The organism is Streptomyces cinnabarinus, from assembly GCF_027270315.1.
Taxonomy (GTDB): domain Bacteria; phylum Actinomycetota; class Actinomycetes; order Streptomycetales; family Streptomycetaceae; genus Streptomyces; species Streptomyces cinnabarinus.
Window position 1 is genome coordinate 1,642,836 of sequence record NZ_CP114413.1, and the last position, 25,066, is coordinate 1,667,901.

Below are 25,066 nucleotides of genomic sequence, written 5' to 3' on the forward strand. Positions count from 1 at the left end.
CCCGACCGTCCCGTCCGTACGCACCGTCAGGAGACCGCAGTGGCCCGGCGCCCCCTCCCCCGCATCCTGAGCACAGGCAGCGCGCAGATCGCCCGGAGCCGGGAGCTGGCCCGGACGGCGGCCGACAGCGCCACCGACGTCCTGCATCCGCTGATCACGATCAGCCGCGGGCTGCGTCGGCTGGCCTCGGCCGGGCGGCGCAAATGGGCGGACACCCCCAAGGACAAGCGCGGGCCGCTGCTGTTCCTGGTCGCCTCGGTGGTCCTGGTGGTGGCGCTCGTCCCGTACGGCCCGCTGCTCGCCGCCATCACCCTGATGGCGGCGGCAGCCTGGCAGGGCCGGGACCGCGCCGAGCCCGCCGCCGAGGGCCCGGACGAGTCCCAGACGGAACGTCTGAAGTCGCTGTACGAAGCCCTCGTGCCGTACTTCTCGACGTCGGAGGACCCGGCCCCCCTCTACTCCCACGGCGGTGAATGGGAGAGCGCCTTCCCGGCATACGAGTTCGACGCCTCGGGGCGCGTCACGAGCCTCACGATCCGCTACCCGGCCTACTTCACCGACGGCGAGCCCGAGGCCCGCGCGCGGATCGAGCATCTGCTCACCGCGAAGTCGGGACGCGGCCGGGAGTACCGCTTCGCCTGGGACGAGGAGGGCAACCAGCTCTCCGTCTCGGTCCTGCCCCCACTGCCCACCGACATCGCCGCCCAGCGGTTCGTCACGGCACCGGGCGAGACCGTGCTCGGCTTCACCGACCCGGGCGAGGTCCAGCGCACGCTCCCCCTCACCCACGGCGAGGAGCTGCGCGACATGCCGCCGGTCGTCTGGCGCACCGGCATCCGCTCCACCGAGCCGCATCTGCTGGTCATGGGCCAGCCGGGCAGCGGCACCTCCACCCTGCTCCGCTCGATCGCCCTCCAGGCCCTGCAGTACGGCGACATCGTCATCGTCGAGGGCGGCGGCACCGGCGAGTACGCCTGTCTGACCGGCCGCGACGGTGTCCTCGCCGTGGAGTGCGCGCTGGCCGGGGCGCTGGCCAGCCTGGAGTGGGCGGCGCACGAGACGGAGCGCCGGCTGATCGCCGTCAACCGCGCCCGGCAGGCCGGGCAGCCGCCGCCGGACGACACCAAGCGCCCCCTGTGGATCCTGCTGGACCGCCCGACGGCCTTCGCCCACGTCGCCGCCACCGAGGGCCACAAGGACCCGCAGTCCCTGCTCCAGGTGCCCCTGCGCCACGGCCGCGCGGCCAACGTCACGGTCGTGGTGGCCGACCAGTTCGACACCGCGGACGCCCTGAGCGAGTCCGTGCGCCAGCACACACGCGCGCGTGCCGTCCTGGGCCCCGCGACCGCGGAACAGCTCACGGCGGTCCTCGGCGTGCCCCCGCACACCACCCCGATCAGCCAGCTGCCCCCCGGCCGCGGCTACGCCCGCCTGGGCGCCGGCCCGGTCCTGCGCCTCCAGGTCCCGGCCACCCCGGACCCCTACGACGACGCCACGACGGGCGCCCAGCGCCAGGCCGTACTGGACCTGCTCCCGCCCCGCACGACCCCGGCGGACGCGGAGCCGGTACCGGCGGAGGCAGTGTCGATGGAAGCCGTCGGCACGGAAGCCGTACCGGCCAAGGCACTGGCGGTGGAGGCCGTCACGGCGGAGACGTCCCCTCTGCCGTAACGACTACGCCACGAACGTGCGCGGCGCCTCCCCGCCCCCGGCGCCGCCGCTCTCCACCAGCCGGGCCGCCGCGGCCAGCCGTACCGCCGCCTCCTCGGCGACCGCGCCGCCCACGGTGAACGGCAGCCGCACATACCCCTCGAAGGCTCCGTCCACGCCGAAGCGGGGCCCCGAAGGCACCCGGACACCGACCCGCTCCCCCGCCTCGGCGAGCCGCGAGCCGGACAGGCCTCCGGTGCGCACCCACAGGGTCAGCCCGCCCTGGGGCACCTCGAACTCCCACCCGGGCAGCTCCCGCCGCACCGCGGTGACCAGCGCCTCCCGGTTCTCCTGGGCCTGGACCCGGCGCAGTTCCACCGCCTGTTCCCAGCCTCCGGTGCTGAACAGCCAGTTCACGGCGAGCTGCTCCAGCACCGGGGTCCCCAGGTCGGCGTAGGCCCGGGCGGCGACGAGGCTGCGGATGACGTCCGGAGCCGCCCGGACCCAGCCGATGCGCATACCCGCCCAGAAGGCCTTGCTCGCCGATCCGACGGTGACCACGGTGGCCCCGGCCGGGTCGAAGGCGCACACCGGGCGCGGCATCGCGACATCCGGGTCCAGCCAGAGTTCGGTCATCGTCTCGTCGGCGACCAGCACGGTCCCCGCCGAGCGGGCCGCGTCCACCATCGCCCGCCGCTGGTCGTCGTCGGCGAGGGCGCCGGTCGGGTTGTGGAAGTCGGCGACGACATAGGCGATCCGGGGCGCCGCGTCGCGCAGCACCTGCCGCCAGCGGTCCATGTCCCAGCCGGTGAGCCCCTCGGCCATGGCGACCGGCACCAGCCGGGCACCCGCCTCGCGCATCAGCTGGAGGATGTTGGCGTAGGACGGCGACTCCACGGCGATCCGCTCGCCCCGCCCCGCGAAGAGGTGGCAGATGGCGTCGATGGCGCCCATCGCGCCGGTGGTCACCATGATCTGCTCAGGCATGGTCGGGATCCCGCGCGCGGTGTACCGGTCGGCGATCATCGCGCGCAGCGCGGGCAGCCCGGCCGGATAGTCGCCGTGCGTGTGGGCGTACGGCGGCAGCTCCTCCAGGGCGCCCTGCACGGCGCGGGTGAGCCAGGGCTCGGGCGCGGGGAGCGCCGCGCAGCCGAGGTCGATCATCGAACCGAGGGCCTCGGGGGGCAGTGGTTCGAGTCCCCGCGCGGGGAGCGGGTTTCCGGCCGGTACGGCGGTCCAGCTGCCCGCGCCGCGCCGGGACTCCAGGAAGCCCTCGGCACGCAGTGCCTCGTAGGCGGCGGCGACGGTCGTACGGCTGACGGACAGGGCGAGGGCCAGTTCGCGTTCCGCGGGCAACCGGGCGGCCACCGGCACCCGGCCTTCCAGGACCAGCAGCCGGATGCCGTCGGCGAGCGCGCGATAGGCGGGCGGGCGGCGCGTGCCGGGGCCCGCGGGGCGGTCCTGCTGGGAGCTGAGCAGCCGGGCGAGCTGAGCCGGTCCCACCGCCGAGGTCCACTGCGCCATGGAAATCAGTCCACCTTCCCCGAATTGGCCATGGATGGCCGTTCTCCTCAAGCCACAGGGTGTCATGAGCCAGGCCACTACCACCACAGGGGGGACCCTCTTGTCCACCACGAGCCGTCTCGGGCGACGGTTGATCCAGCTGTACGTCGGTCTCGCGCTGTACGGGGCGAGCTCGGCCCTTCTCGTCGAGGCGGGCCTCGGCCTCGAACCCTGGAACGTGCTGCACCAGGGCCTGGCCGAGCTGACCGGCCTGACCATAGGCGTGGTGTCGATCATCGTGGGCGCAGCCGTGCTGCTCCTGTGGATCCCGCTGCGCCAGCGACCGGGCCTCGGCACCGTCTCCAATGTGTTCGTAGTCGGTATCGCCATGGACGGCACCTTGGCCGCCCTCCCCGAGGCGCACTCCCTCTACGTCCGGATCCCCCTGCTCCTCGCCGGTGTCGTCCTCAACGGCGTGGCCACCGGCCTCTACATCGCGGCCGCCTTCGGACCGGGCCCCCGCGACGGCCTGATGACGGGGCTGCACGAGCGCACCGGGCGCTCGATCCGGCTGATGCGCACCGGCATCGAACTCGCGGTGGTCGTCTCCGGCTTCCTCCTCGGCGGCACGATCGGCGTGGGCACCGTGCTGTACGCGCTGACCATCGGCCCGCTCGCCCAGCTCTTCCTGCGTGTCTTCGCCGTGTCCCCGGCATCCGACGGCAGCGCGGTCGTTGCCACCGGTCAACCCCGGCGGGCCATACTGCGACGGTGAGCACGCCGATACGCCACCCCTATCTCGACCATCCGGGCCCGATCCCCTTCGCCCACCGCGGCGGGGACGCCGACGGCCTGGAGAACACCCGGTTCCAGTTCCGCCGCGCGGTGGACCTCGGCTACCGGTACCTGGAGACCGACGTCCACCTCACCCGCGACGGCAAGCTGGTCGCCTTCCACGACGCGACCTTGGACCGGGTGACGGACGGGGCGGGCCGGATCTGCGACCTGCCCTGGGCGGACGTGGCGCACGCGCGCGTGGCCGGCCAGGAACCGGTGCCGCTGTTCGAGGAGCTGCTGGAGGCCTTCCCCGAGGCGCGCTGGAACGTCGATGTCAAGGCGGAGTCCGCGCTGCTGCCCTTCCTCGACCTGGTCGAGCGCACCGACACCTGGGACCGGATCTGCCTCGGCTCCTTCTCCGAGGCGCGGGTGGTCCGGGCCCAGCGGCTGGCCGGGCCGCGCCTGGCCACGTCGTTCGGCACGCGCGGGGTGCTGAATCTGCGGCTGCGCTCCTGGGGTGTGCCCGCGGTGGTGCGCCGGTCGGCCGTCGCCGCGCAGGTTCCCGAGACGCAGTCCGGCGTCCCGGTCGTCGACCGCCGCTTCGTGCGCGCCGCCCACGCGCGCGGGCTTCAGGTGCATGTGTGGACGGTCAACGAAGAAGACCGCATGCACCGGCTCCTGGACCTGGGAGTCGATGGCATCATGACCGATCACATCGAGACATTGCGCAAGGTCATGGAGGACCGGGGCGTCTGGGCCTGAGCCCCGGCGGCCCGCGGCCCGGACGGAAAAGCGAGGGGCGCGGGTGGACACCGGCACCATGGGCACCAGTGCGGCCGAAGAGGTCGCGGAGCGGCGGCGCGAGCAGCGCGGCTGGTACTTCTACGACTGGGCGTGCTCCGTCTATTCGACGAGCGTGCTCACCGTGTTCCTCGGCCCCTATCTGACCTCGGTCGCCGAGGAGGCCGCCGGCGCGGACGGCTTCGTCCATCCGCTCGGCATCCCGGTGCGCGCCGGGTCCTTCTTCGCCTATTCGGTGTCGCTTTCTGTGATCGTGGCCGTCCTGGTGATGCCTCTGGTCGGCGCGGCGGCCGACCGAAGTGGCCGGAAGAAGCCGCTGCTGGCGGCGGCCGCGTACACCGGGGCCGCGGCGACGACGGCGATGTTCTTCCTGGACGGCGACCGCTATCTGCTCGGCGGCGCCCTGCTGATCATCGCCAATGCCGCGCAGTCCGTGGCGATGATGCTCTACAACTCCTACCTGCCGCAGATCGCCCCGCCCGAGGAGCGCGACGCGGTCTCCTCACGCGGGTGGGCCTTCGGATACGCCTCGGGCGCCCTGGTCCTGGTCGTGAACCTGGCGCTGTACCTCGGCCACGACTCCTTCGGCGTCTCCGAGACCACGGCCGTCCGCATCTGCCTGGCCTCGGCCGGACTATGGTGGGGCGCCTTCACCCTCGTACCGCTACGACGGCTGCGCGACCGGCGGGCGGCCTCGGACGGAACTGCGCCCGCGACCGCGTCGGGCTTCCGGCAGCTCGCGGCGACGATCCGCGACATGCGCCGCCACCCGCTCACCCTCGCCTTCCTGCTGGCCTACCTCGTCTACAACGACGGCATCCAGACGGTGATCACTCAGGCGTCGGTCTACGGCTCCGAGGAACTCGGTCTCGGCCAGTCCACGCTGATCGGCGCGGTGCTGCTGGTCCAGGTGCTGGCGGTGGCGGGGGCGCTGCTGCTGGGGCGGCTGGCCCGGACGTACGGCGCGAAGCGCACCATCCTCGGCTCGCTGGTGGCGTGGACGCTGACCCTGGCGGCCGGGTACTTCCTGCCGGCCGGGGCGCCGGTGTGGTTCTTCGTGCTGGCGGCCGGGATCGGACTGGTGCTGGGCGGCAGCCAGGCCCTGTCGCGCTCCCTGTTCTCCCATCTCGTCCCGCCGGGCAAGGAGGCCGAGTACTTCTCCGCCTACGAGGTGAGCGACCGCGGGATGAGCTGGCTCGGCCCGCTGCTGTTCGGGCTCACCTACCAGCTGACCGGGAGCTATCGCGACGCGATCATCTCGCTGGTGGCCTTCTTCGCGCTCGGGTTCGTGCTGCTCGCCCGGGTCCCGGTGCGGCAGGCGATCAGCGACGCGGGCAACCCCGTTCCGGCAAGGATTTAGCGTTCGGAGCGAAAGGGCTGTAGTGTACGCGTTTGGCCTGCCAGGCGTACCGTTACTGCGCGTCAAAGATGCCGAAACGCTGGGTGACATCTGCTAGCAGATGTGACAAACCGGGCGCCGGTGGGTAGAACAAGGGGCGGCTACGACGGCGACGCATGACCCGGAACGGGAATCTTTACCGCCGACCGGACGTTGACCGGATGACGACGACAGCGACACCTGTCCTGTGGGCGACAAGCCCGGGAGGCACGATTCATGAGTGAGCGAGCTCTTCGCGGCACGCGCCTCGTGGTGACCAGCTACGAGACGGACCGCGGCATCGACCTGGCCCCGCGCCAGGCCGTGGAGTACGCATGCGAGAAGGGGCACCGCTTCGAGATGCCCTTCTCGGTCGAGGCGGAGATCCCGCCGGAGTGGGAGTGCAAGGTCTGCGGGGCCCAGGCACTCCTCGTTGACGGCGACGGCCCTGAGGAGAAGAAGGCCAAGCCCGCGCGTACGCATTGGGACATGCTGATGGAGCGGCGCACCCGTGAGGAACTCGAAGAGGTCCTTGAGGAGCGCCTGGCCGTTCTGCGTTCCGGCGCGATGAACATCGCGGTCCACCCCAGGGACAGCCGCAAGTCGGCCTAGTCCTGCCGGGTCCGGAACCCGATTCAGCAAGACAGCACAAGACCGCGGGCGCCGTACGTTTCGACGTACGGCGCCCGCGGTCTTGCTCGCTCGGTGCGCGGGCTCAGTGCGTCAGCGGCGGGCGCGGGCCCTCGGGGGTGTCCCCCGGCTCGTCCCGGATGACCTCACCCTGCACGACCTTGCCGTCGGGCCGGTGGATCCGGGCCTGCTGGAAGGCGTCGCCCAGGGTGCCGGGTCCGGCTTTGCGGAGTTTCTTCTCCAAGGTGCGCTCCGTGTACCGCCCGAGCGCCTTCTGGACCGGCGGGATCAGCAGGAGCAGTCCGACCGCGTCCGAGACCAGGCCGGGCAGCATCAGCAGCAGTCCGCCGAGCATCATCAGGCCGTTGCCGCCGCCGGAGGGCGCCGGGGTGCCGCCGCGCTGCAAGGCCTCGTTGAGGTTCTGGAAGGCGCGCCGGCCCGCCCGCTTGATGACCACGGCGCCCAGCACCAGACCCGCGACCAGCAGCAGGAAGACGGTGAAGCCGCCCGCCGCGTCCGCCACCACGGTCAGCAGCCAGATCTCCAGCACCAGCCACGCGGCGATGGCCAGCGGCAGGAAGGTGCGCAGCCGGGAACGCCGGGGCCGGGCAGGATGCGTGGGAGTCGGAGCACCAGTCATCATGCATCCAGTGTGCCTGCACCCTGCTCAGTGCGGGATAAGCGGACGGTCAGCAGGATGTGCGCGGTGGGGGACCTACGACCGGGGCGGCAGGGGCGGCCTCTTGGCCCGGCCGAGGAGCTTTCCGGCCCGCTCCTGCGCGCCCCAGGTGGTGACCCGCCACAGGGCCTCCACCAGGATGTCGCGGCTCATCTTGGAGTCGCCCAGCTCGCGTTCGACGAAGGTGATGGGCACCTCGATGACGTGGTAGCCCGCCTTGACCGAGCGGCGCGCGAGGTCGACCTGGAAGCAGTAGCCCTGGGAGGCGACGTCGTCGAGGCCGAGCCCCTCCAGGGTCTCGCGGCGGAAGGCGCGGTAGCCGCCGGTGATGTCGCGCAGCGGCAGGTCCAGCGCCACCCGGGAGTACAGGCTGCCGCCGCGGGAGATGAACTCACGGCTCTTGGGCCAGTTCACCACCCGGCCGCCGGGCACCCAGCGGGATCCCAGGACCAGGTCGGCGCTCTTGAGTGCGGTGAGCAGCCGGGGCAGCTCCTCCGGCCGGTGGGAGCCGTCGGCGTCCATCTCGACCAGGACGCCGTAGCCGTTGTCCAGGCCCCAGCGGAAGCCCGCGAGATAGGCCGCGCCGAGGCCCTCCTTGCCCTTGCGGTGCAGCACCTGGACGTGATCGTCCTCGGCGGCCAGCTCGTCGGCGAGCTTGCCGGTGCCGTCGGGGCTGTTGTCGTCGGCCACGAGGACATGCGCCTCGGGTACGGCCGAGCGCACCCTGCCGACGATCGCCTTGATGTTCTCCGCCTCGTTGTAGGTCGGAATGATCACCAACGCCGTGCCGAGCGGGCCGAACCGCTTCCCTGAGGCCTCCGCCTCACGGATCCCGTCGCCGTCGTTCACTGCTGCCCCTTCGTGTGCGTCCGCAGACGTCCACCTTAGTGGGCGCGGCCTGCGATTACGTGACATCACGTTCGTATGGTGGTGTCCAAACCACAAGAGCGGGGTAAGCATCGGGTTTTCGGATCATGCGCGCCCTGTGCGGAGGGGCCCGCTGCGGATGGGGGCCCGGCGCCCTTCGGGCCGACCTGGGGCCCGCTGGCTGCGGGTCGACCTAAAGCCGTTGTCTACTGAGCGCCCGGGCCCCACCCGGGTCACACCTCCCCGACCGGCCGGAACGTTCCCTCGCCGTGGCGCGGGCGCTGCGGAAGTTCTCGGGTCCCAGGTCGGGCGAGTCCGGTGGTGGACTCGGCCGAACCTACCGGCCCCCTGCCGTCGGCTGTCAACAGCCGTTTGACCTGCGGGTCCTCGGTCAATGCCCTGGTCAGGGCAGAGGATACGCAGGTCGCGCGACGCGGTGGCGGGGCCGGATCGGCGGTACGCCACCCCCGGAGATCACTCGCCCGGCCGTACGAAAACCGTCCGTCCGCCGACCACCGTGCGCAGGCAGACCGGCAGGTCACGGCCCGGGGTGAGATCGGGCAGGCCGGGGGTGCCGGAGCGGGGGTCGGTGGACCAGCGGGCGACGCGGTCGTCGGGGGCCTGGACGACCAGTTCCTCGGTGCGCCACACGGCGTAGTCCGCGGGGGCGCCGGGCACGAGCACGCCCGCGTCGTCGCGCCCGACCGCGCGCCAGCCGCCCCGCGTGTGCGCGGTGAACGCGGCCCGCACCGAGACCCGGTGCTCGGGCGTGCGGTGGAAGGCGGCGGCGCGGACCGTGCCCCACGGGTCCAGGGGTGTGACCGGGCTGTCGGAGCCGAAGGCGAGCGGGACACCGGCCTTCAGCAGCGCCGCGAGCGGGTTGAGGGTGCGGGCCCGCTCGGCGCCCAGGCGGGCGGCGTACATGCCCTCCTCGCCGCCCCACAGCGCGTCGAAGGCGGGCTGGACCGAAGCGGTCAGACCGAGTTCGGCGAAGGCGGCGATGGTCTCGGGGGTCAGCATCTCGGCGTGCTCGACGCGGTGCCGGGCGGCGCGGACGCGCGCCAGCCCGACCTTCTCCGCCGCGGCGCGCACGCCCTCGACGACGGCCGTCACGGCGGCGTCGCCGATCGCGTGGAAGCCCGCCTGGAGCCCCGCCTCGGTGCAGGCGGCAACATGGGCGGCGACGGCCGCGGCGTCCAGGTACGCGATGCCGGTGTGCCCGGCGTCGGAGTACGGCCGGTGCAGACAGGCGGTGTGCGAGCCGAGGGCGCCATCCACGAAGAGGTCCCCGGCCGCACCGGCCGCGCCGAGCTCCCGCGCCTTGTCGACGTCCTGTTCGGCCCAGTAACCGACGACCCGCGGCCCGGGTTCCTCACCCGCGAGCCGGAGCAGGCCGGTGAAGTCGTCCTCGGAGGAGATCTCCGGGCCCGCGCACTCGTGCAGGGTGCCGATGCCGAGGGAGGCCGCGTGGGCGAGGGCGGCGCGCTGAGCCTCGACGCGCTGAGCGGGCGTCACGGCGCCCAGCGCGGCGGCCCGCACGGCGTGGTGGGCGTCGGCCGTGAGCGGACCGTCGGGCGCGGCGAGGTCCGGCGTCAGTTCCAGCAGCGCCGTCGTCACGACCGCCGAGTGGACGTCGATCCGGGAGAGGTACAGGGGCCGTCCGCCGGCGGCCGCGTCCAGCTCGGCCCGCGTCGGGGGGCGCCCGTCGGGCCAGCGGGCGGAGTCCCACCCGTGCCCGAGCAGGACCCGGTCCCGCGGGCGGGCGGCGGCGAAGTCCCGTACGAGATCCAGGGCCGCCGCCAGGGAGGGGGCGGCGGACAGGTCGAGGCCGGTCAGGGCGAGGCCCGTGGCGGTGGTGTGCACATGGGCGTCGGTGAAGGCCGGGGTGACCAGCGCACCGTCCAGATCCACGACCTCGTCCACCCCGTCCGCGAAGGCGTCGGCGGCCCCTTCGGACCCGACCCAGGCGACCTGCCCCCGCTCGACGACCATCGCGGTGGCGAACGGGTCGGCGGGGCTGTGGACCTCTCCGCGGCGAAGCAGAACGGTCTTGGACTCGGCGGTGCGCTCACTCATGGGGGACAGTCTCCCGCCTCGCCCCGCCCGCCTGGCACGCAGGTCGACTCAGATGCGGGGTGGGCGTGCCTCGTAGGGCGTGGAGAGCACCACGGTCGTACGGGTGGAGACGCCTGCCAGCGACCGCAGCCGGGCGAGCAGTTCCTCCAGCTCGTGCGGCGTGGCCACACGTACCTTGAGGATGTAGTTCTCGTCCCCCGCGACGCTGTGGCACGCCTCGATCTCGGGCACCCCGGCGAGCCGGTCCGCGATGTCGTCGGGCGCGCTGGGGTCGAACGGTTTCACCGAGATGAACGCGGTCATGGGCAGCCCGACCGCCTCGGAGTCCACGACCGCGGCGTAGCCACGGATGACGCCACGCTGTTCGAGCCGTCGCACCCGCTGGTGCACGGCCGACGTGGACAGGCCCGTGGCCTTGCCCAGGTCTGTGTAGCTCATCCGCCCGTCCTTGACGAGCAGCTGCACGATCTGTCGGTCCAGCTCCTCCATGGCGCAAGAACCTACAGTGCCCCTGACCTCCTGGGACACCTGAGCGGCCCAGGTCATACCCGGTTCGTGATGTGACCGGCCGAAGTCCGGCGGAAGACTGTGAGCCGCCCGGGGGACAAACCGGCCGCGCCGGGCACCTGCGGGCGGCATGTGACGAACGCCACAGCCACCGAACCGGCTCCGTGATGCTCTCGTGATTACCGCCGAGACGGGGCGGGAAGTGCTTGCTGTGGTCGAGGCCGCAGTGCCTGAACGGCCCAGCCCGAGGGGGAGAATCCCATGCAGAGTCTTAAGCGCCCTGGTCGTACCGGAGCCAAGCGCCCGCAGCTGGTCGTCGAGCCCGAGCCGGAGGGCGTCGAACCCGACGCATCCGACTTCGGCGACGACGAGTTCGACGCGTACGACACCTTCGAGATGTACCGGGTGATCTGCCCGGACTGCGCGCAGCCCATCGCGCTGCTGGCGGATGAGGAGGTCCTGCCGGAGCACGCACTGTGTGCCTCGCCGTGGAACCCGTTCGGGCTGACGGTGTGCGCCGGTACCGGCCGCCGTGCCACCGAGGCCCGCTCCGCGGACGAGTCGGCCGAGCCCCAGGAGCAGGACACCGCGCTGCTGTTGACGCTCCCTCAGGGTCTTGACTGGCGGACCCAGCCCTTCTCGCACGTCGGCGGCCCGGGCTCACGCCCGATGCGCGTACCGACGATGCGGCGCCACGCCGCCTGAGCGATCTCCGTACCGGTCAGCCGTACCGGAAAGCCGAAATCCCGCACCACGACTCGCAGGTTGCCGTGGTGCGGGTTCGGTGTGTGCGGGTTCGGCGTGTACGCGAGGGCATCGACGCGGAGGACATCGACGCGGGGGCGTCAGCGAACGCACTCCCGATTCAGCTGATCGGTGACCTGTCCGGCCGCCCCGGCGTTGCCCTGGTATGACCCCCACCTATACAACGACCGGGCGTCAGCGACGCATCTTCGTGCCGCCACCCGCAGAATCGGTTCCGCTGGCCCCGCCGCAGCCCCCGGACCCGCCCATCTACCGGGATCTGATGCGTACTTGGGCGGACCGGGGCCGCACCCTGCCGGGCCGCCACGACCCGGAGTGGATCCGGCTGGCGGCGCCGACGGTGCGGCCCGGTGCGTTCAGCGACCCTCGGGACCCGCGAGGTGACGGGCGATGACCATGCGCTGGATCTGATTGGTGCCCTCGACGATCTGGAGCACCTTGGCCTCGCGCATGTAGCGCTCGGCCGGGAAGTCCGCGGTGTAGCCGTATCCGCCGAGGATCTGCACGGCGTCGGTGGTCACCTTCATCGCGGTGTCGGTGCAGTGCAGCTTGGCCATCGCGGCCTGCTTGGCGAACGGCCGCCCCGCGTCCCGCAGGCGCGCGGCCGACAGGTACAGCGCCCGGCCCGCCTCGATCTGGGTCGCCATGTCGGCGAGCATGAAGCGCAGGCCCTGGAAGTCGGAGATGGGCCGCCCGAACTGCCTGCGTCCCGCCGCGTACGCCACGGCCTCGTCCAGCGCCGCCTGGGCCACGCCGATCGCGCAGGCCGCGATGCCCAGCCGCCCGGAGTCCAGCGCGGACAGGGCGATGGCGAAGCCCTGCCCCTCCTCGCCGAGCCGGCGGTCGTCGGAGACCCGTACGCCGTCGAAGTGGACCTGGGCGGTCGGGGAGCCCTTCATGCCCATCTTCTTCTCGGGCGCCGCCGCGCTCAGCCCCTCGGCGTCGCCGGGGACCAGGAAGGCGGTGATCCCGCGCGGGCCCTCCTCGCCGGTGCGGGCCATGACCGTGTAGTAGTCGGCGATGCCGCCGTGGGTGATCCAGGCCTTCGTCCCGGTGATCACCCAGTCGTCGCCGTCCCGCACCGCCTTGGTGCGCAGGGAGGCCGCGTCGGAGCCGGAGGAGGGCTCGGAGAGGCAGTAGGCGCCCAGCAGACCGCCGCCCAGCATCGCGGGCAGGTGCTCGACCTGCTGCTCCTTGGTGCCGTAGGCGGCGAGGGCGTAGGAGGCCAGGGTGTGCACGCTGACGCCGAGGCCGACGGTGAGCCGGGCGGCCGCGAGCTCTTCGAGGACCTGGAGGTAGACCTCGTACGGCTGATCGCCGCCGCCGTACTCGGAGTCATAGGGCAGGCCGAGAAGGCCCGATTCCGACAGCAGGGCGAAGACCTCGCGCGGGAAGCGTCCGGCGTCCTCCTCCTCGGCCGCCTTCGGGGCGATCTCACGCTGCGCGATGTCACGAACGAGCGAGATCAGATCCCGGGCCTCGTCCGTGGGCAATGGCCGGTCCACCGGCTGCGGGGCGCGGTCGGGCATGGCGACGCTCTCCTCCCTTATCGGGCGCATCGGCGGACGTACGCCTTGGGTGGGGCGGCTCCGCCGGGGTCTCACTGGGTGCGGGCCGATGCTCGCACTCCCGGGTCTCGGAAGCTGCTGACCAGCGGCTGTGCGCTGTGAGTATGCCCGATCGGAGGCACCGAGTCACCAGTTAACGACCGCTTACTCCAAGAAAACTCAAGCCCGGTGAGATTGGTCCGAACCATTGACCCGACTGGTCTAGTCCTCCTAATGTGCGGGCAACGCTTTACCGCGTTCATGCCAATCGGCGCGCGTTCCCCTCTCCCCCACGAGGAGACACCCGATGCACATTCCCCACCGCACCCGATTCCGGGGGCTGATCTCCGCCGCCTGCGCGGCCGTACTCGGCGCCGGACTGCTCGCCGGGGCGGGTACGGCCACCGCGGAACCGAGCGCTCCCGCCGCTGAAGCGGCCGTCGGTACCAAAGCGGCAGGCTCCAAGGTGATCGGCTACTTCACCGAATGGGGCACCTACGAGCGCAAGTACTACGTCAAGAACATCGAGACCTCGGGTTCCGCGGCCAGGCTCACGCACATCAACTACGCCTTCGGCAATGTCACCGGCGGCAAGTGCGTGATCGGGGACAACTACGCGGCCACCGAGCGCACCTACACCGCGGCCGAGTCGGTCGACGGCGTCGCGGACACCTGGGACCAGCCGCTGCGCGGCACCTTGAACCAGCTGCGCGAGCTGAAGAAGAAGCACCCGAACCTCAAGGTGCTGTGGTCCTTCGGAGGCTGGAACTGGTCCGGCGGCTTCGGCTAGGCGGCGCAGAACCCGGCCGCGTTCGCCCAGTCCTGCTACGACCTGGTCGAGAACTCCAAGTGGGCGGATGTCTTCGACGGCATCGACATCGACTGGGAGTATCCGAACAGCTGCGGCCTGACCTGTGACACCAGCGGCCGGGCGGCCTTCAAGAACCTGATGCAGGCGCTGCGCGCCAAGTTCGGCACCGGCAACCTGGTGACCGCGGCGATCACCGCCGACGCCACCGCCGGCGGCAAGATCGACGCGGCGGACTACGCGGGCGCCGCCCGGTACGTCAACTGGTACAACCCGATGACCTACGACTACTTCGGCGCCTGGGACGCGGCCGGGCCGACGGCCCCGCACTCACCGCTGACCTCCTACTCGGGCATCCCGAAGGCCAACCTGCACAGCTCGGCGACCATCGCCAAGCTCAAGGGCCTCGGCATCCCGGCCTCCAAGCTCCTGCTCGGCATCGGCTTCTACGGCCGCGGCTGGACCGGAGTGACCCAGGCGGCGCCCGGCGGCACCGCGACCGGCCCGGCGGCCGGGACGTACGAGCAGGGCATCGAGGACTACAAGGTCCTGAAGACCAAGTGCCCGGCGACCGGCAAGGTGGGCGGCACCGCCTACGCCAAGTGCGGCAACAACTGGTGGAGCTACGACACCCCGGCGACCATCGCCTCGAAGATGACGTACAAGAACCAGCAGGGCCTGGCGGGCACGTTCTTCTGGGAGCTGAGCGGCGACACCGCCAACGGTGAGCTGATCAAGGCCATCAAGTAGCCCCTGACACGGGGGACTTGGAGGGGCGGAGACCACGAGACTCCGCCCCTTCGTCATGCGGTCATGCGTCGCGGCGGGCGGGCCGCGGAGCCTGGTAGGCGGGGTCCATTTCCTCGACGGCGCGCAGGGCGCCGCCCAGGGTCTTCACCAGCAGATCGCGCATGGTGTCGCGGGAGAGTTCGGGGCGGTCTATCCAGTCCAGGGCCGCGCCCTCGACGCTGCACACCCAGGCCAGCAGGCTCATCCGGGCCAGTGGGGCGATGTCGGTACGGCCGTACGCGCCCTCGGCGATGGTCGCGACGATCGCCTCGCGCACGCCGTCCCGGATGCCGTGCACCTCGGTGTCGAAGCCGACGCCGCCGCTGACGATCGTGCGGTAGGCGGCCTGGTTGTGCTCGGCGTAGCGCAGATAGCTGTCGATCGTGCGGTGGACCCGGTCCACCGGGGGCAGTTCGACGCCGCCCGCCGCGTAGGTGACCAGGTCGGCGACGGAGTCCTCGATGATCGCCAGGTAGTAGCCGCGCTTGGACTGGAAGTAGTAGTAGATCAGCCCCTTGGCCACATGGGCCTGGCGCGCGATGTCGTCCATGGAGAGCGCGTCATAGGACGTGTCGGCGAACAATCTCCGCCCGATGGCGATGAGTTCGGCGCGCCGAGCCGCCGATCGCTCGGTGCCGCGCGCCCGGGGCCGGACGACGGCGGCGCGCTGCTGACTGTTCACGTTTCGACCCTGGTCTCAAGCGGGCGGCGGGACCTCCGCAGTATGGCAGGTTCGAATATGTGTCAGGTCACATCGGGTCAGAGCAGACCGAGCTGGGTCACGAGCATCGCGACGACCACGACGAGGGTCCAGCCCAGGACATGTTCGAGGGTCTTCGGACCGTCTTCCTCAGGGCCGCCGGTACGGACCCGGGTGGCGGTGGCTGCATTCGTGCTCATCCGTCCACCTTGCCACCGGCCGGGGGTTTTGCGGCCGAGACCTTGGTCACAGGGGACGACCCCCCGGGAAGGCTCCGGGGGGCCGCCGTACGACGTCTCAGCGCACGCCCACCGCGGCGAGCGCCATGCGCTGGCGCATCGAGGGACGGGACGGGAAGTACAGGTAGCAGACGCCTCCGGTGCCCGAGACGACCTTACCGCCGGCGTTGTACCGCTTGGTGCGCAGCCAGATGTTCTCCCACTCCCGCCTGAGGTACACACGCCGTACCGCAGCGTTGGTCGGCGAGTTCGGGTCGTTGGCGATCACGTCGCCCTCGGCGGTGAACCCGATCACGGTCATCAGATGCCCCGAGGTGCCGTAGCCCGCCCCGGTCAGCTCCTCCTTCAGGAAGGACTGGGACGTTATGGCCGGGATGCCCGCGGCGATGAGGGTCTCCAGGTCGGTCAGCGAGCCGAGCCTGGTGACGACGCCCTGGAGGTCCTTGAAGGTGGCGGCGTAGGCGGCGTTGAAGGGCCAGTTGCCGCAGCCCTCGTACTGATAGTCAAAGGTGTAGCGGGCCGCGTGGCACACCTGCGGATCGGCGAACGCCGGGTCGACCCAGGCCAGTTGCTCCGGGGTGAGCCTCCCGCCCCAGTACTCGACGATCATCTGCGAGGAGGTGGGGCTGCACCAGGCCTCGCCGCCGTTGTCGTACTCGGGGTACTGGCCGATGTGGATCTCCTGCGAGTACCGCGGGACGGCCAGCTCCTGCGCGAGGCCGGGGGTGGAGGCGGGGACGGTGAAGCGGTCCTCGACATCCGAGCCCATGGCGCCGACCCGCCACACGGTGGGGGTCCGCTTCGTCCCCGGCTTGCGGTAGAGGGTCAGCCGCAGCCGGTAGGAGGTCAGGCGCAGGCCGGTCGCCGGGTCGTCGATCGCGAAGGTGTCGGTCCAGACCGTGGACCTGTCGTCCGTCTGGTCGTCGACGGAGGTCCGCCTGATGTCCTCGTCCCCGGCGGCCCAGCGGCCCATCACGTACCAGGGCGTGTCGGTGCCGTCGGAGTAGGTGCCCTTCAGCTCGATCTGGATCCAGGTACCGGCGGGGGTGTGCGCGTTCCAGGACGCTATGGCCTCGGTCGAGGGCACCGAGAGCCGGTGCACGGGCGAGGTCCAGCTCGCGTACTCCCAGGTGGCGGTGGTGCCGGTGTGCGGGTCGGTGTAGTCGGCGAGGCCGATCGGCGAGCCGATCACCAGTCCGGGCCGGACCCCGGCCACGGCGCGCGTGCCCTTGGCGGCGCCGGAGCGCCAGTCGGTGTACGTCGTCCAGGCGCGGTTGTCGATCCGGCGGCTCCCGGCCCGCGCGGGAACGGTGGGGGCACCGCTCGCGGCGACGGCCGGGACGGCGCCGGCCCCACCCGCCACGGCCGCGGCCACCGCGGCGCTCAGTACGGTTCTGCGGGACGGCTGTTCGGATCTGCTCATGGGCGGAAGACCCCCAGGTGTCCGAGTCGGGGCAGGTCCAGTGCACGGTGCGTGCGCCAACTATGGACTCAAGGGAAGGCCGCTGCCAGCACTTCGGAGCATGCCGCGGGAGGAATATTGGACTCGACCACTGGCATCACCCGAGCGCCGGATCACTAGACTCCCGGTGCACACACCACTCACCCCGGGACCCGTCATCCACCAGCTCGCCTCGCGGCTCCACAGCCTCCCCGCCTCCTGCGGTCCGGTCCGTCTGATCGGGATCGACGGACACGCCGGGTCCGGGAAGTCGACGTTCGCCGGGCGGCTGGCGCGGACGCTGGGCGATGCGCCCGTGCTGCGACTGGACGACATCGCCAGCCACGACGAGCTGTTCGACTGGACCGACCGCCTGCTGACCCAGGTGATCGCCCCGCTCTCCCGCGGCGGGACCGCCCACTACACCCCCTACGACTGGCACACCCGCCGCTTCCGGCCCGCCGTCCCGCTGCCGCCCTCCCCCGTCGTCCTCGTCGAGGGAGTCGGCGCCGGGCGGCAGGCACTGCGGCCGTATCTGGCCTTCCTGCTCTGGATGGACCTGCCGCGCGCGGAGTCCTGGGCGCGCGGCCGCTCGCGCGACGGCGAGGAGCAGCGGGAGTTCTGGGACGGCTGGGTCGCGGCGGAACGACGGCACTTCTCGGCGGACCCCTCACGGCCGTTCTCGGATGTCCTGGTAAGGCAGTGTGCGCAGGGGTACGAGCTGCGTCCCGGGCCTGCCGGGACAGGAGAAACAGACCAGTTCCTCACGCTGAGTGATGGACCGTCCCCAATGTGGTGAAGTTGTGAAGAGCCCCCCACCGGAACTTGCCGGAGTGCCCCAACTCGGCTTGACCCAGGGGCCGTACAGGTCTTACGTTCTCAATGTGCGGTCATCGGAGACCGCCCGATAGACGCGAAGCCCCCGGTTGTTCCCCCGTGATCGGGGGCTTCGTTCTGCCCTCACCCCGTTTTCCGGCCGCCCCGAGGCGGGTTTCGCTCACCCTGGGTCACCACGTCGTGCGCTCCCCATCTGCTCCCACCTCGCCAAACGACCGGTGCGGCACCCTGGGGCGGGCGACACCACCGCAGGTACGATGCCCTCGGTGCGACCTGGACCGTTGCTCCGCGCACCGTTGCAACTCCGGTCCGCGGTACGGCGGTTCGACTCCAGCGGCCGACGGGTGACGGCCCGGCGGCCAACCGACGGGGGCACGGTTTGTGGGGGACGTGATGGACTTCGGCACGCAGGGCCCCGAGGCCCCGGCCGACCTCGCCTGGTTGCGAGGCGTGGACGCCTACACGATGGGCGCTTATCCGCAGGCGGAGGAGGAGTTCCGCGCCGCGGTGCGGATGGATCCCGGCATGGCCGACGGCTGGCTCGGCCTGCACGCGCTGCGCGTGGACACGACGACCGCGCTGCTGCGGATGTTCCGGCACCGGGACCGCTTCGGGGAGCAGCGCGCCCGGCACCGGCGCACGCTCAACTCCTGGTACTGGCTCGGCTGGTGGGTGCAACCGGTGCTGGAGAGCCCGCGCGATCTGCTGCTCGCGCACGCCTCGCACTGGCTGGACGGCCGGCATGTGCCGGAACTGGACCGGGCCCTCGCCGGACTGCCACCGGTGGACGCCGACGCCCAGGTCCGCTTCCTGCACGCCTGCCGCGCCTACCTGGTCAAGGACTGGGAACAGCTCGTCCGGCACACCGACCCCCTGCTCGACGACCCGATGCTCGGCATCGAGGCCGGGCTGTTCGGCGGGATGGCCCGGGTCCGCCTGGAGATGTACGGCCAGGCCGAGCCGCTGCTCTCCGCGGCCCTGATGCGCTGCCGCAGCGAACAGCCGCAGCGCAAGGAGCTGCGGTACTGGCTGGCGCGGGCCCATGAGGGCACCGGGCGGTCGGCGGCCGCGCTGCCGCTGTACCGGGCCGTGCACCGCGTGGACCCCGCCTTCATGGACACCTCGGCGCGGCTCGCCGCCATCGCCGAGGGCGACGGGTACGACGAGGCCGGCGATCTGGCGCCGATCACGCTCACCGGTTTCGGCCAGGACTCCGTGGACGGCCCCGACACGCTCGATCCGCTCTTCGGCGAGGGCCGGGACCTGAAGCTCTCCGGGCCGGACCTCCCGGCCTCCGGCCCGCTGCCGCCGGTGCCCGACCCCGCCGTGCGGGAGCGGGTGAACTTCGCGGGCCAGCCGCCGCCCGCGGGGCCGACCGATCCGGTGTTACTCGAGGAGGCGCTCGCCGAACTGGAGCGCATGGTGGGCCTGGAGCCGGTCAAGCGCCAGGTCAAGGCGTTGTCGGCGCAGTTGAACATGGCCCGGCTGCGGGCCGGGCAGGGGCTTCCGGTCCAGCCGCCCAAACGGCACTTCGTCTTCTCCGGTCCCTCCGGCACCGGCAAGACCACGGTCGCGCGCATCCTGGGCCGCGTCTTCTACGCCCTGGGGCTGCTCGGCGGCGACCATCTCGTGGAGGCGCAGCGCGCGGATCTGGTCGGTGAGTATCTCGGGCAGACGGCGGTGAAGGCCAACGAGCTGATCGACTCCGCGCTCGGGGGTGTGCTCTTCGTCGACGAGGCGTATTCGCTGTCCAACTCCGGCTACGGCAAGGGGGACGCGTACGGCGACGAGGCGCTGCAGGTGCTGTTGAAGCGGGCGGAGGACAACCGGGACCACCTGGTCGTGATCCTCGCCGGGTATCCCGAGGGCATGGACCGTCTGCTGGCCGCCAACCCCGGGCTGTCCTCCCGCTTCACCACCCGCGTGGACTTTCCCTCCTACCGGCCCCTGGAACTCACCTCCATCGGAGAGGTGCTCGCCGGGGAGAACGGCGACGTTTGGGACGAGGAGGCGCTGGACGAGCTGCGGTCCATCGCCGGGCATGTCGTGGACCAGGGGTGGATCGACGAGCTGGGCAACGGGCGGTTCCTGCGGACGCTGTACGAGAAGAGCTGCGCGTATCGGGACCTGCGGTTGTCGACTTATCCCGGGACGTTGACGCGGGATGACTTGTCGACATTGCGGCTGCCGGATCTGATGCAGGCGTACGGGGAAGTGTTGTCGGGGCGGGGGCCTCAGGATCCGCCGGGGATGTGAGGGTCGCCCACTGGGTCGGTCGCCTCTGATGTTTCGCGACTGCGGGATCGTCGTGGCTTGTCGCGCAGTTCCCCGCGCCCCTTCAGGGGCGCGGGGCCACCGCTGGCTAGCTCGCCAGGGCCTGTTTCGGCAGAGCCCTGTGGGCCGGGTCCGTTACCTCGCCCACCAGTAGTTCCAGTACGTCCTCCAGGGCGACCAGGCCCAGGACCTTGCCGGACGCGTCCGCTACCTGGGCCAGATGTGTCGCCGCCCTGCGCATCACCGTGAGGGCGTCGTCGAGAGGGAGTTCCGGCCTCAGCGTCGTCATGGGGCGCCAGACCTGCTGGGGCACCGCACGCTCCGAGTCCTCCAGGTCGAGGACGTCCTTCACATGGAGGTAGCCCATGAAGGCGCCCGTGTCGGCGACCACCGGGAAGCGGGAGTAGCCGGTGCGGGCGGTGAGGTCGACGATCTGGCCGGGGGTGACCGAGGGTGGGACCGTCACCAGGGATTCCCGGCGCAGCAGGACGTCCGTGACCGGGCGGGAGCCCAGCTCCAGGGCGTCCTCCAGGCGTTCCTGTTCCTCGGGGTCGAGCAGGCCGGCCTGGCCCGCGTCCTCCACCAGCCGATTGAGCTGCTCGCTGGTGAAGACCGCCTCGACCTCGTCCTTGGGCTCGACCCGGAAGAGCCGCAGAATGCCCTGGGCGCAGGCGCCGAGGGCGACGGTGAGCGGACGGCACAGCCGGGCGAAGGCGACCAGGCCGGGGCTGAGCCACAGCGCGGCCTTCTCCGGCGCGGCCATCGCGAGGTTCTTCGGGACCATCTCGCCAATGACGAGGTGGAAGAAGACGACCGTGGCGAGGGCGATGACGTAGCCCAGCGGGTGGATCATCGCGTGCGGGAGGTGGATCCACTCGAAGAGCGGTTCCAGGATGTGCGCGACCGTCGGCTCGGCCACCGCGCCCAGGGTCAGTGAGCAGACCGTGATGCCGAACTGGGCCGCCGCCATCATCTGCGGCAGGTGTTCCAGGCCGTACAGCACCTGTCGGGCGCGGGCGGTGCCGAGCGGTTCGATCTGGCTGCGGCGGACCGAGACCAGCGCGAACTCGGCGCCGACGAAGAAGCCGTTGGCGAGTACCAGCAGCGCGGCGAAGAGGAGTTGGAGCACGCTCATCGGGCTGCCTCCACCACGGGGGCGGTGCGGACCAGGCGCACCCGCTCGGCGCGGTAGTGGCCGACCTGGCGCACCGAGAGCCGCCAGCCGGGCAGTTCCGCCTTGTCGCCGGGGACCGGGATCCGGCCGAGCAGATCGGCGACCAGACCGGCGACGGTTTCGTACGGGCCCTCGGGCACGTCGAGTCCTATGCGCTGCAGGATGTCGACCCGGCAGCTGCCGTCGGCGTCCCAGGCGGGCCTGCCGTCCTCGGCCGGGGCCGCGGCGAGCTCGGGGAGGTCCTTGGCGTCGTGCTCGTCGCGGACCTCGCCGACGATCTCCTCGACGATGTCCTCCAGGGTGACCACGCCCGCGGTGCCGCCGTACTCGTCGACGACGACCGCGATGGGCTGTTCGCTGCGCAGCCGGGCCAGCAGCGGCCGTACCGGCAGGGTCTCGGGGACCAGCAGGGCGGGGCGGGCGATGCGGCCGACGGGGGTGCGCAGCCGGTCGGCGGCCGGGACGGCGAGCGCGTCCTTGAGGTGGACCATGCCGACCACCTCGTCGATCCGCTCCCGGTAGACGGGGAAGCGGGACAGGCCGGTGGCGCGGGTCAGGTTGACGACGTCCTCGGCGGTCGCCGACGACTGGAGCGCGCTGACCTTCACCCGCGGCGTCATCACATGCTGCGCGGTCAGCTCGCCGAGCGACAGGGTCCGCACGAACAGGTCGGCGGTGTCCTGCTCCAGGGTGCCGGCCTGGGCGGAGTGGCGGGCCAGGGAGACGAGTTCACCGGGGGTGCGGGCGGAGGCCAGCTCCTCGGTGGGCTCGATGCCGAGCGCCCGGACGAGCCGGTTGGCGACGGCGTTCAGCGTGGCGATGACCGGCCGGAAGACCCGCGCGAAGAGGTGCTGCGGGCCCGCGACGAACCGCGCGACCTGAAGCGGACGGGACACCGCCCAGTTCTTGGGCACGAGTTCGCCGATCACCATCTGCACGGCCGAGGCCATCAGCATGCCGACGATGACGGCGACGCCCGAGACGGCTCCCTCGGGAATACCGAGCGCGGTGATCGGGCCGTTCAGCAGCTCGGCGAGCGCGGGCTCGGCGAGCATGCCGACCACGAGGGAGGTGATGGTGATGCCGAGCTGGGTGCCGGAGAGCTGGAAGGAGAGTTCCTTCAGCGACTCGACGACCGTACGGGCGCGGCGGTCGCCCTCGGCGGCGGCCTTCTCGGCCTCCGGGCGCTCGACCGTCACCAGGCCGAACTCGGCCGCCACGAAGAAGCCGTTGGCGAGGATCAGCAGGAATGCCGCGGCAAGCAGCAGCAGGGGGATGGTCATGCCGCCGCCTCGATATGTCGGGAGGGGGCGGCGCAGGTACTACAGGACGATCCGTCCATCGCTGGAGGGAGTCACTCCTCGGGTAGCAGGGGGCCTCTGAGGACCAGGTGGAACATCAGTGGCGGAGGCGCCGGGAAGACGCCTCCGCCAACAGATTAATCAAGACAGGGCCGCCTACGGCAGATCCCTCGTCGTGCGGGCCTCGACGAGCGCTCGCAGCGCGCGGGCGTCGGCGATGGCCCGCTCCTTGGCGATACCCGGCTGGATGCCGAGCGCGGGCAGGCTGGTGCCGTCGCTGAGGTCGAGGAAGACCCAGGGGTCGCCGGGGCGCAGGTTCACCTGGAGGATCTCGGCCCAGTCCAGTCGGCGCCTACTGGCGATGTTCACGACGGTGACACCGGAGTCGTCGGCGACGACCTTGACCCGGGCGAGCATGGCCAGGACGCCGAACATCAGCGCCCCGGTGAGGACGAAGCTCAGGCGCTCGCCGGGACCGAGCTTCTCCAGCAGGAGGGCTACGGCGGTGATGACCACGAAGATCGTGACCCCGGCGGTGAGCAGCACGGCACGCGTGCGGCCCGGCCGGAACGTGACGGGAAGGGCGGGCAGTTCAGACATGACGTACGGCTCTCAGAGACGGCAGGCGTGGATGGCCGTCGTCAGGATGGCCCGGGCGCCGATGTCGTACAGGTCGTCCATGATCCGCTGGGCCTCCTTGGACGGGACCATCGCGCGGACGGCGACCCAGCCCTCGTTGTGCAGCGGGGAGACGGTCGGGGACTCCAGGCCCGGAGTGAGCGCGACGGCCTTCTCCAGCTGCTCGACCCGGCAGTCGTAGTCCATCATCACGTACGTCCGGGCCACCAGGACGCCCTGGAGGCGGCGCAGGAACTGCTGCACCTTGGGGTCCTCGGCGTCGGCGCCGGTACGGCGGATGACGGCGGCCTCGGACTTCATGATCGGCTCGCCGAAGACCTCAAGACCGGCGTTGCGCAGCGAGGTGCCGGTCTCGACGACATCGGCGATGACCTCGGCGACGCCGAGCTCGATGGCCGTCTCGACGGCGCCGTCGAGGTGGACGACGGAGGCGTCGATGCCGTTGTCGGCGAGGTGGCCCTCGACGATGCCCTCGTAGGAGGTGGCGACCGTCTTGCCCTTCAGGTCCTCGATGCCGTTCGCGGTGCCGGGCTTGGCGGCGAAGCGGAAGGTGGAGCGGGCGAAGCCGAGCGGGAGGATCACCTCGGCGTCGGCGCCGGAGTCGATCAGCAGGTCGAGGCCGGTGATGCCGATGTCGAGGCGGCCGGAGGAGACGTAGATCGCGATGTCGCGGGGGCGGAGGTAGAAGAACTCGACCTCGTTCTCCGGGTCGACGATGCGCAGTTCCTTGGACTCGCGGCGCTGCTGGTAGCCGGCCTCATGCAGCATCTCCGCCGCAGGGCCTGAGAGGGAACCCTTGTTGGGGACGGCGATGCGCAGCATGAGGTCGGCTTCCTTTGCGTGAGAGATACGGGTGTGCGGCGGTGGCTCAGAGGTGGGCGTAGACGTCGTCCAGGGAGATCCCGCGGGCGACCATCATCACCTGGACGTGGTACAGCAGCTGCGAGATCTCCTCGGCTGCCGCGTCCTTGCCCTCGTACTCGGCGGCCATCCAGACCTCGGCGGCCTCTTCGACGACCTTCTTGCCGATGGCATGGACCCCCTTCCCGACCAGTTCGGCGGTGCGGGAGGTGGCGGGGTCGCCGGTGGCGGCCTTGTGCTGGAGCTCGGTGAAGAGCTCCTCGAACGTCTTCTTGGACATGGTGACGCTCAGCCTATGCCACATACCCGGTTCGTCAGCGCCAGGGTTCAGATACTGAACGCAGGGTGGCCGCGGTGGCGACGGCCGCGGTCACCGCCTCGTGCCCCTTGTCCTCGTTGGAGCCGGTCAGCCCGGCGCGGTCCAGGGCCTGCTCCTCGGTGTCGCAGGTCAGCACGCCGAAGCCGATCGGGACGCCGGTCTCCACCGAGACCTGGGTGAGGCCCTGGGTGACGCCCTGGCACACGTACTCGAAGTGCGGGGTGCCGCCCCGGATGACGACGCCGAGGGCGACGACGGCGTCGTAGCCGCGGCCCGCGAGGACCTTGGCGACGACCGGGAGCTCCCAGCTGCCCGGGACCCTCAGCAGGGTCGGCTCGTCGATGCCGAGGTCGTGCAGGGCGCGCAGGGCGCCGTCCACCAGTCCGTCCATCACCTTCTCGTGCCACTGCGCCGCGACGACGGCGACCCGCAGATCGCCCACGCCCTGTACGGACAGTTCCGGTGCACCCTTGCCGCTCACGTCTCTCCTTCTGTGGTTCGCGT

At 71.5% G+C, this 25,066-nt stretch carries 24 protein-coding genes and 1 pseudogene; 10 read left to right on the plus strand and 15 right to left on the minus strand.

From position 1 onward, the window contains the following. Nucleotides 1–39 precede the first annotated feature (39 nt). Nucleotides 40–1,671, plus strand: coding sequence for an ATP-binding cassette domain-containing protein (locus STRCI_RS07310; protein ID WP_269658033.1), 1,632 nt, complete (start codon nucleotides 40–42; stop codon nucleotides 1,669–1,671). A 3-nt stretch (nucleotides 1,672–1,674) separates the two neighbouring features. Here the strand turns inward: STRCI_RS07310 and STRCI_RS07315 are convergent, their stop codons facing one another. Next, nucleotides 1,675–3,174: an SCO1417 family PLP biosynthesis transcription factor gene (locus STRCI_RS07315; protein WP_269658034.1), complete on the minus strand. Its 1,500-nt coding sequence runs from the start codon at nucleotides 3,172–3,174 to the stop codon at nucleotides 1,675–1,677. Between the two features lie 64 nt (nucleotides 3,175–3,238). Here STRCI_RS07315 and yczE point away from each other — a divergent pair, with 64 nt between their 5' ends. From yczE to STRCI_RS07335, 4 genes are all read left to right on the plus strand, one after another. Then, on the plus strand, nucleotides 3,239–3,928 hold the full coding sequence (gene yczE, locus STRCI_RS07320) for a membrane protein YczE (RefSeq protein WP_269658035.1): 690 nt from the start codon (nucleotides 3,239–3,241) through the stop codon (nucleotides 3,926–3,928). Then, entirely contained in the window at nucleotides 3,925–4,692 is a 768-nt protein-coding gene (locus tag STRCI_RS07325; protein WP_269658036.1) for a glycerophosphodiester phosphodiesterase family protein, read from the plus strand. The genes yczE and STRCI_RS07325 overlap by 4 nt, the downstream gene beginning before the upstream one ends. Before the next feature lie 58 nt (nucleotides 4,693–4,750). Beyond that, nucleotides 4,751–6,091 (plus strand): MFS transporter, encoded by a 1,341-nt coding sequence (locus STRCI_RS07330; protein WP_418953455.1) that lies wholly within the window; start codon nucleotides 4,751–4,753, stop codon nucleotides 6,089–6,091. 255 nt (nucleotides 6,092–6,346) lie between these two features. Next, a complete protein-coding gene (locus STRCI_RS07335; RefSeq protein ID WP_003977404.1) occupies nucleotides 6,347–6,721 on the plus strand; it encodes an RNA polymerase-binding protein RbpA in 375 nt (124 codons plus the stop codon). Between the two features lie 103 nt (nucleotides 6,722–6,824). Here the strand turns inward: STRCI_RS07335 and fxsA are convergent, their stop codons facing one another. From fxsA to STRCI_RS07355, 4 genes are all read right to left on the minus strand, one after another. After that, nucleotides 6,825–7,382, minus strand: coding sequence for an FxsA family membrane protein (fxsA, locus tag STRCI_RS07340; RefSeq protein WP_269658038.1), 558 nt, complete (start codon nucleotides 7,380–7,382; stop codon nucleotides 6,825–6,827). A gap of 72 nt (nucleotides 7,383–7,454) precedes the next feature. Continuing rightward, nucleotides 7,455–8,267: a polyprenol monophosphomannose synthase gene (locus STRCI_RS07345; protein WP_269658039.1), complete on the minus strand. Its 813-nt coding sequence runs from the start codon at nucleotides 8,265–8,267 to the stop codon at nucleotides 7,455–7,457. A gap of 492 nt (nucleotides 8,268–8,759) precedes the next feature. Beyond that, complete coding sequence (locus tag STRCI_RS07350; RefSeq protein ID WP_269658040.1) at nucleotides 8,760–10,361, minus strand: amidohydrolase; 1,602 nt, start codon at nucleotides 10,359–10,361, stop codon at nucleotides 8,760–8,762. A 48-nt stretch (nucleotides 10,362–10,409) separates the two neighbouring features. After that, entirely contained in the window at nucleotides 10,410–10,850 is a 441-nt protein-coding gene (locus STRCI_RS07355) for an Lrp/AsnC family transcriptional regulator (RefSeq protein ID WP_015661871.1), read from the minus strand. Nucleotides 10,851–11,129: 279 nt separating this feature from the next. Between STRCI_RS07355 and STRCI_RS07360 the strand changes: the two genes are divergently transcribed. Together STRCI_RS07360 and STRCI_RS07365 are read left to right on the plus strand one after the other, a co-directional pair. Then, a complete protein-coding gene (locus STRCI_RS07360) occupies nucleotides 11,130–11,573 on the plus strand; it encodes a uroporphyrinogen-III synthase (RefSeq protein ID WP_269658041.1) in 444 nt (147 codons plus the stop codon). Between the two features lie 205 nt (nucleotides 11,574–11,778). Beyond that, the gene (locus tag STRCI_RS07365; protein ID WP_269658042.1) at nucleotides 11,779–12,027 is read left to right on the plus strand and encodes a hypothetical protein; all 249 of its coding nucleotides are present in this window, start codon (nucleotides 11,779–11,781) and stop codon (nucleotides 12,025–12,027) included. On the opposite strand, the gene STRCI_RS07370 is transcribed toward STRCI_RS07365, so the two are convergent. Continuing rightward, on the minus strand, nucleotides 11,990–13,162 hold the full coding sequence (locus tag STRCI_RS07370; protein ID WP_269658043.1) for an acyl-CoA dehydrogenase family protein: 1,173 nt from the start codon (nucleotides 13,160–13,162) through the stop codon (nucleotides 11,990–11,992). The genes STRCI_RS07365 and STRCI_RS07370 overlap by 38 nt on opposite strands. Nucleotides 13,163–13,487: 325 nt before the next feature. Between STRCI_RS07370 and STRCI_RS07375 the strand changes: the two are divergent. After that, nucleotides 13,488–14,738, plus strand: a pseudogene (locus tag STRCI_RS07375) (glycoside hydrolase family 18 protein). Nucleotides 14,739–14,799: 61 nt separating this feature from the next. Here the strand turns inward: STRCI_RS07375 and STRCI_RS07380 are convergent. The 3 genes from STRCI_RS07380 to STRCI_RS07390 all read right to left on the minus strand — a co-directional run bounded on the left by STRCI_RS07380 (nucleotide 14,800) and on the right by STRCI_RS07390 (nucleotide 17,139). Then, entirely contained in the window at nucleotides 14,800–15,459 is a 660-nt protein-coding gene (locus tag STRCI_RS07380; protein WP_269658044.1) for a TetR/AcrR family transcriptional regulator, read from the minus strand. A 77-nt stretch (nucleotides 15,460–15,536) separates the two neighbouring features. Further along, on the minus strand, nucleotides 15,537–15,677 hold the full coding sequence (locus tag STRCI_RS07385) for an SCO1431 family membrane protein (protein WP_269658045.1): 141 nt from the start codon (nucleotides 15,675–15,677) through the stop codon (nucleotides 15,537–15,539). A gap of 97 nt (nucleotides 15,678–15,774) precedes the next feature. Beyond that, nucleotides 15,775–17,139 (minus strand): peptidase C39 family protein, encoded by a 1,365-nt coding sequence (locus tag STRCI_RS07390; RefSeq protein ID WP_269658046.1) that lies wholly within the window; start codon nucleotides 17,137–17,139, stop codon nucleotides 15,775–15,777. Between the two features lie 166 nt (nucleotides 17,140–17,305). Between STRCI_RS07390 and STRCI_RS07395 the strand changes: the two genes are divergently transcribed. Both STRCI_RS07395 and STRCI_RS07400 read left to right on the plus strand, forming a co-directional pair. Then, nucleotides 17,306–17,956: a uridine kinase family protein gene (locus STRCI_RS07395; RefSeq protein WP_269658047.1), complete on the plus strand. Its 651-nt coding sequence runs from the start codon at nucleotides 17,306–17,308 to the stop codon at nucleotides 17,954–17,956. A 431-nt stretch (nucleotides 17,957–18,387) separates the two neighbouring features. Beyond that, the gene (locus STRCI_RS07400) at nucleotides 18,388–20,250 is read left to right on the plus strand and encodes an AAA family ATPase (RefSeq protein WP_269658048.1); all 1,863 of its coding nucleotides are present in this window, start codon (nucleotides 18,388–18,390) and stop codon (nucleotides 20,248–20,250) included. Between the two features lie 106 nt (nucleotides 20,251–20,356). Here STRCI_RS07400 and STRCI_RS07405 read toward each other — a convergent pair whose 3' ends face one another. The 6 genes from STRCI_RS07405 to ribH form a co-directional block, all read right to left on the minus strand. Continuing rightward, the gene (locus STRCI_RS07405) at nucleotides 20,357–21,403 is read right to left on the minus strand and encodes a hemolysin family protein (RefSeq protein WP_269658049.1); all 1,047 of its coding nucleotides are present in this window, start codon (nucleotides 21,401–21,403) and stop codon (nucleotides 20,357–20,359) included. Then, nucleotides 21,400–22,725, minus strand: a complete 1,326-nt coding sequence (locus STRCI_RS07410; protein WP_269658050.1) for a hemolysin family protein — start codon at nucleotides 22,723–22,725, stop codon at nucleotides 21,400–21,402. The genes STRCI_RS07405 and STRCI_RS07410 overlap by 4 nt, the downstream gene beginning before the upstream one ends. Nucleotides 22,726–22,899: 174 nt before the next feature. After that, the gene (locus tag STRCI_RS07415) at nucleotides 22,900–23,343 is read right to left on the minus strand and encodes a PH domain-containing protein (protein ID WP_269658051.1); all 444 of its coding nucleotides are present in this window, start codon (nucleotides 23,341–23,343) and stop codon (nucleotides 22,900–22,902) included. Nucleotides 23,344–23,355: 12 nt separating this feature from the next. After that, on the minus strand, nucleotides 23,356–24,204 hold the full coding sequence (gene hisG, locus STRCI_RS07420; protein ID WP_269658052.1) for an ATP phosphoribosyltransferase: 849 nt from the start codon (nucleotides 24,202–24,204) through the stop codon (nucleotides 23,356–23,358). A 46-nt stretch (nucleotides 24,205–24,250) separates the two neighbouring features. Beyond that, nucleotides 24,251–24,523 carry a phosphoribosyl-ATP diphosphatase gene (locus STRCI_RS07425; RefSeq protein ID WP_015661856.1) on the minus strand — a complete coding sequence of 91 codons (273 nt, stop codon included), beginning with the start codon at nucleotides 24,521–24,523 and terminating at the stop codon, nucleotides 24,251–24,253. A gap of 34 nt (nucleotides 24,524–24,557) precedes the next feature. Continuing rightward, complete coding sequence (gene ribH / locus STRCI_RS07430) at nucleotides 24,558–25,043, minus strand: 6,7-dimethyl-8-ribityllumazine synthase (protein ID WP_269658053.1); 486 nt, start codon at nucleotides 25,041–25,043, stop codon at nucleotides 24,558–24,560. Nucleotides 25,044–25,066 lie beyond the last annotated feature (23 nt).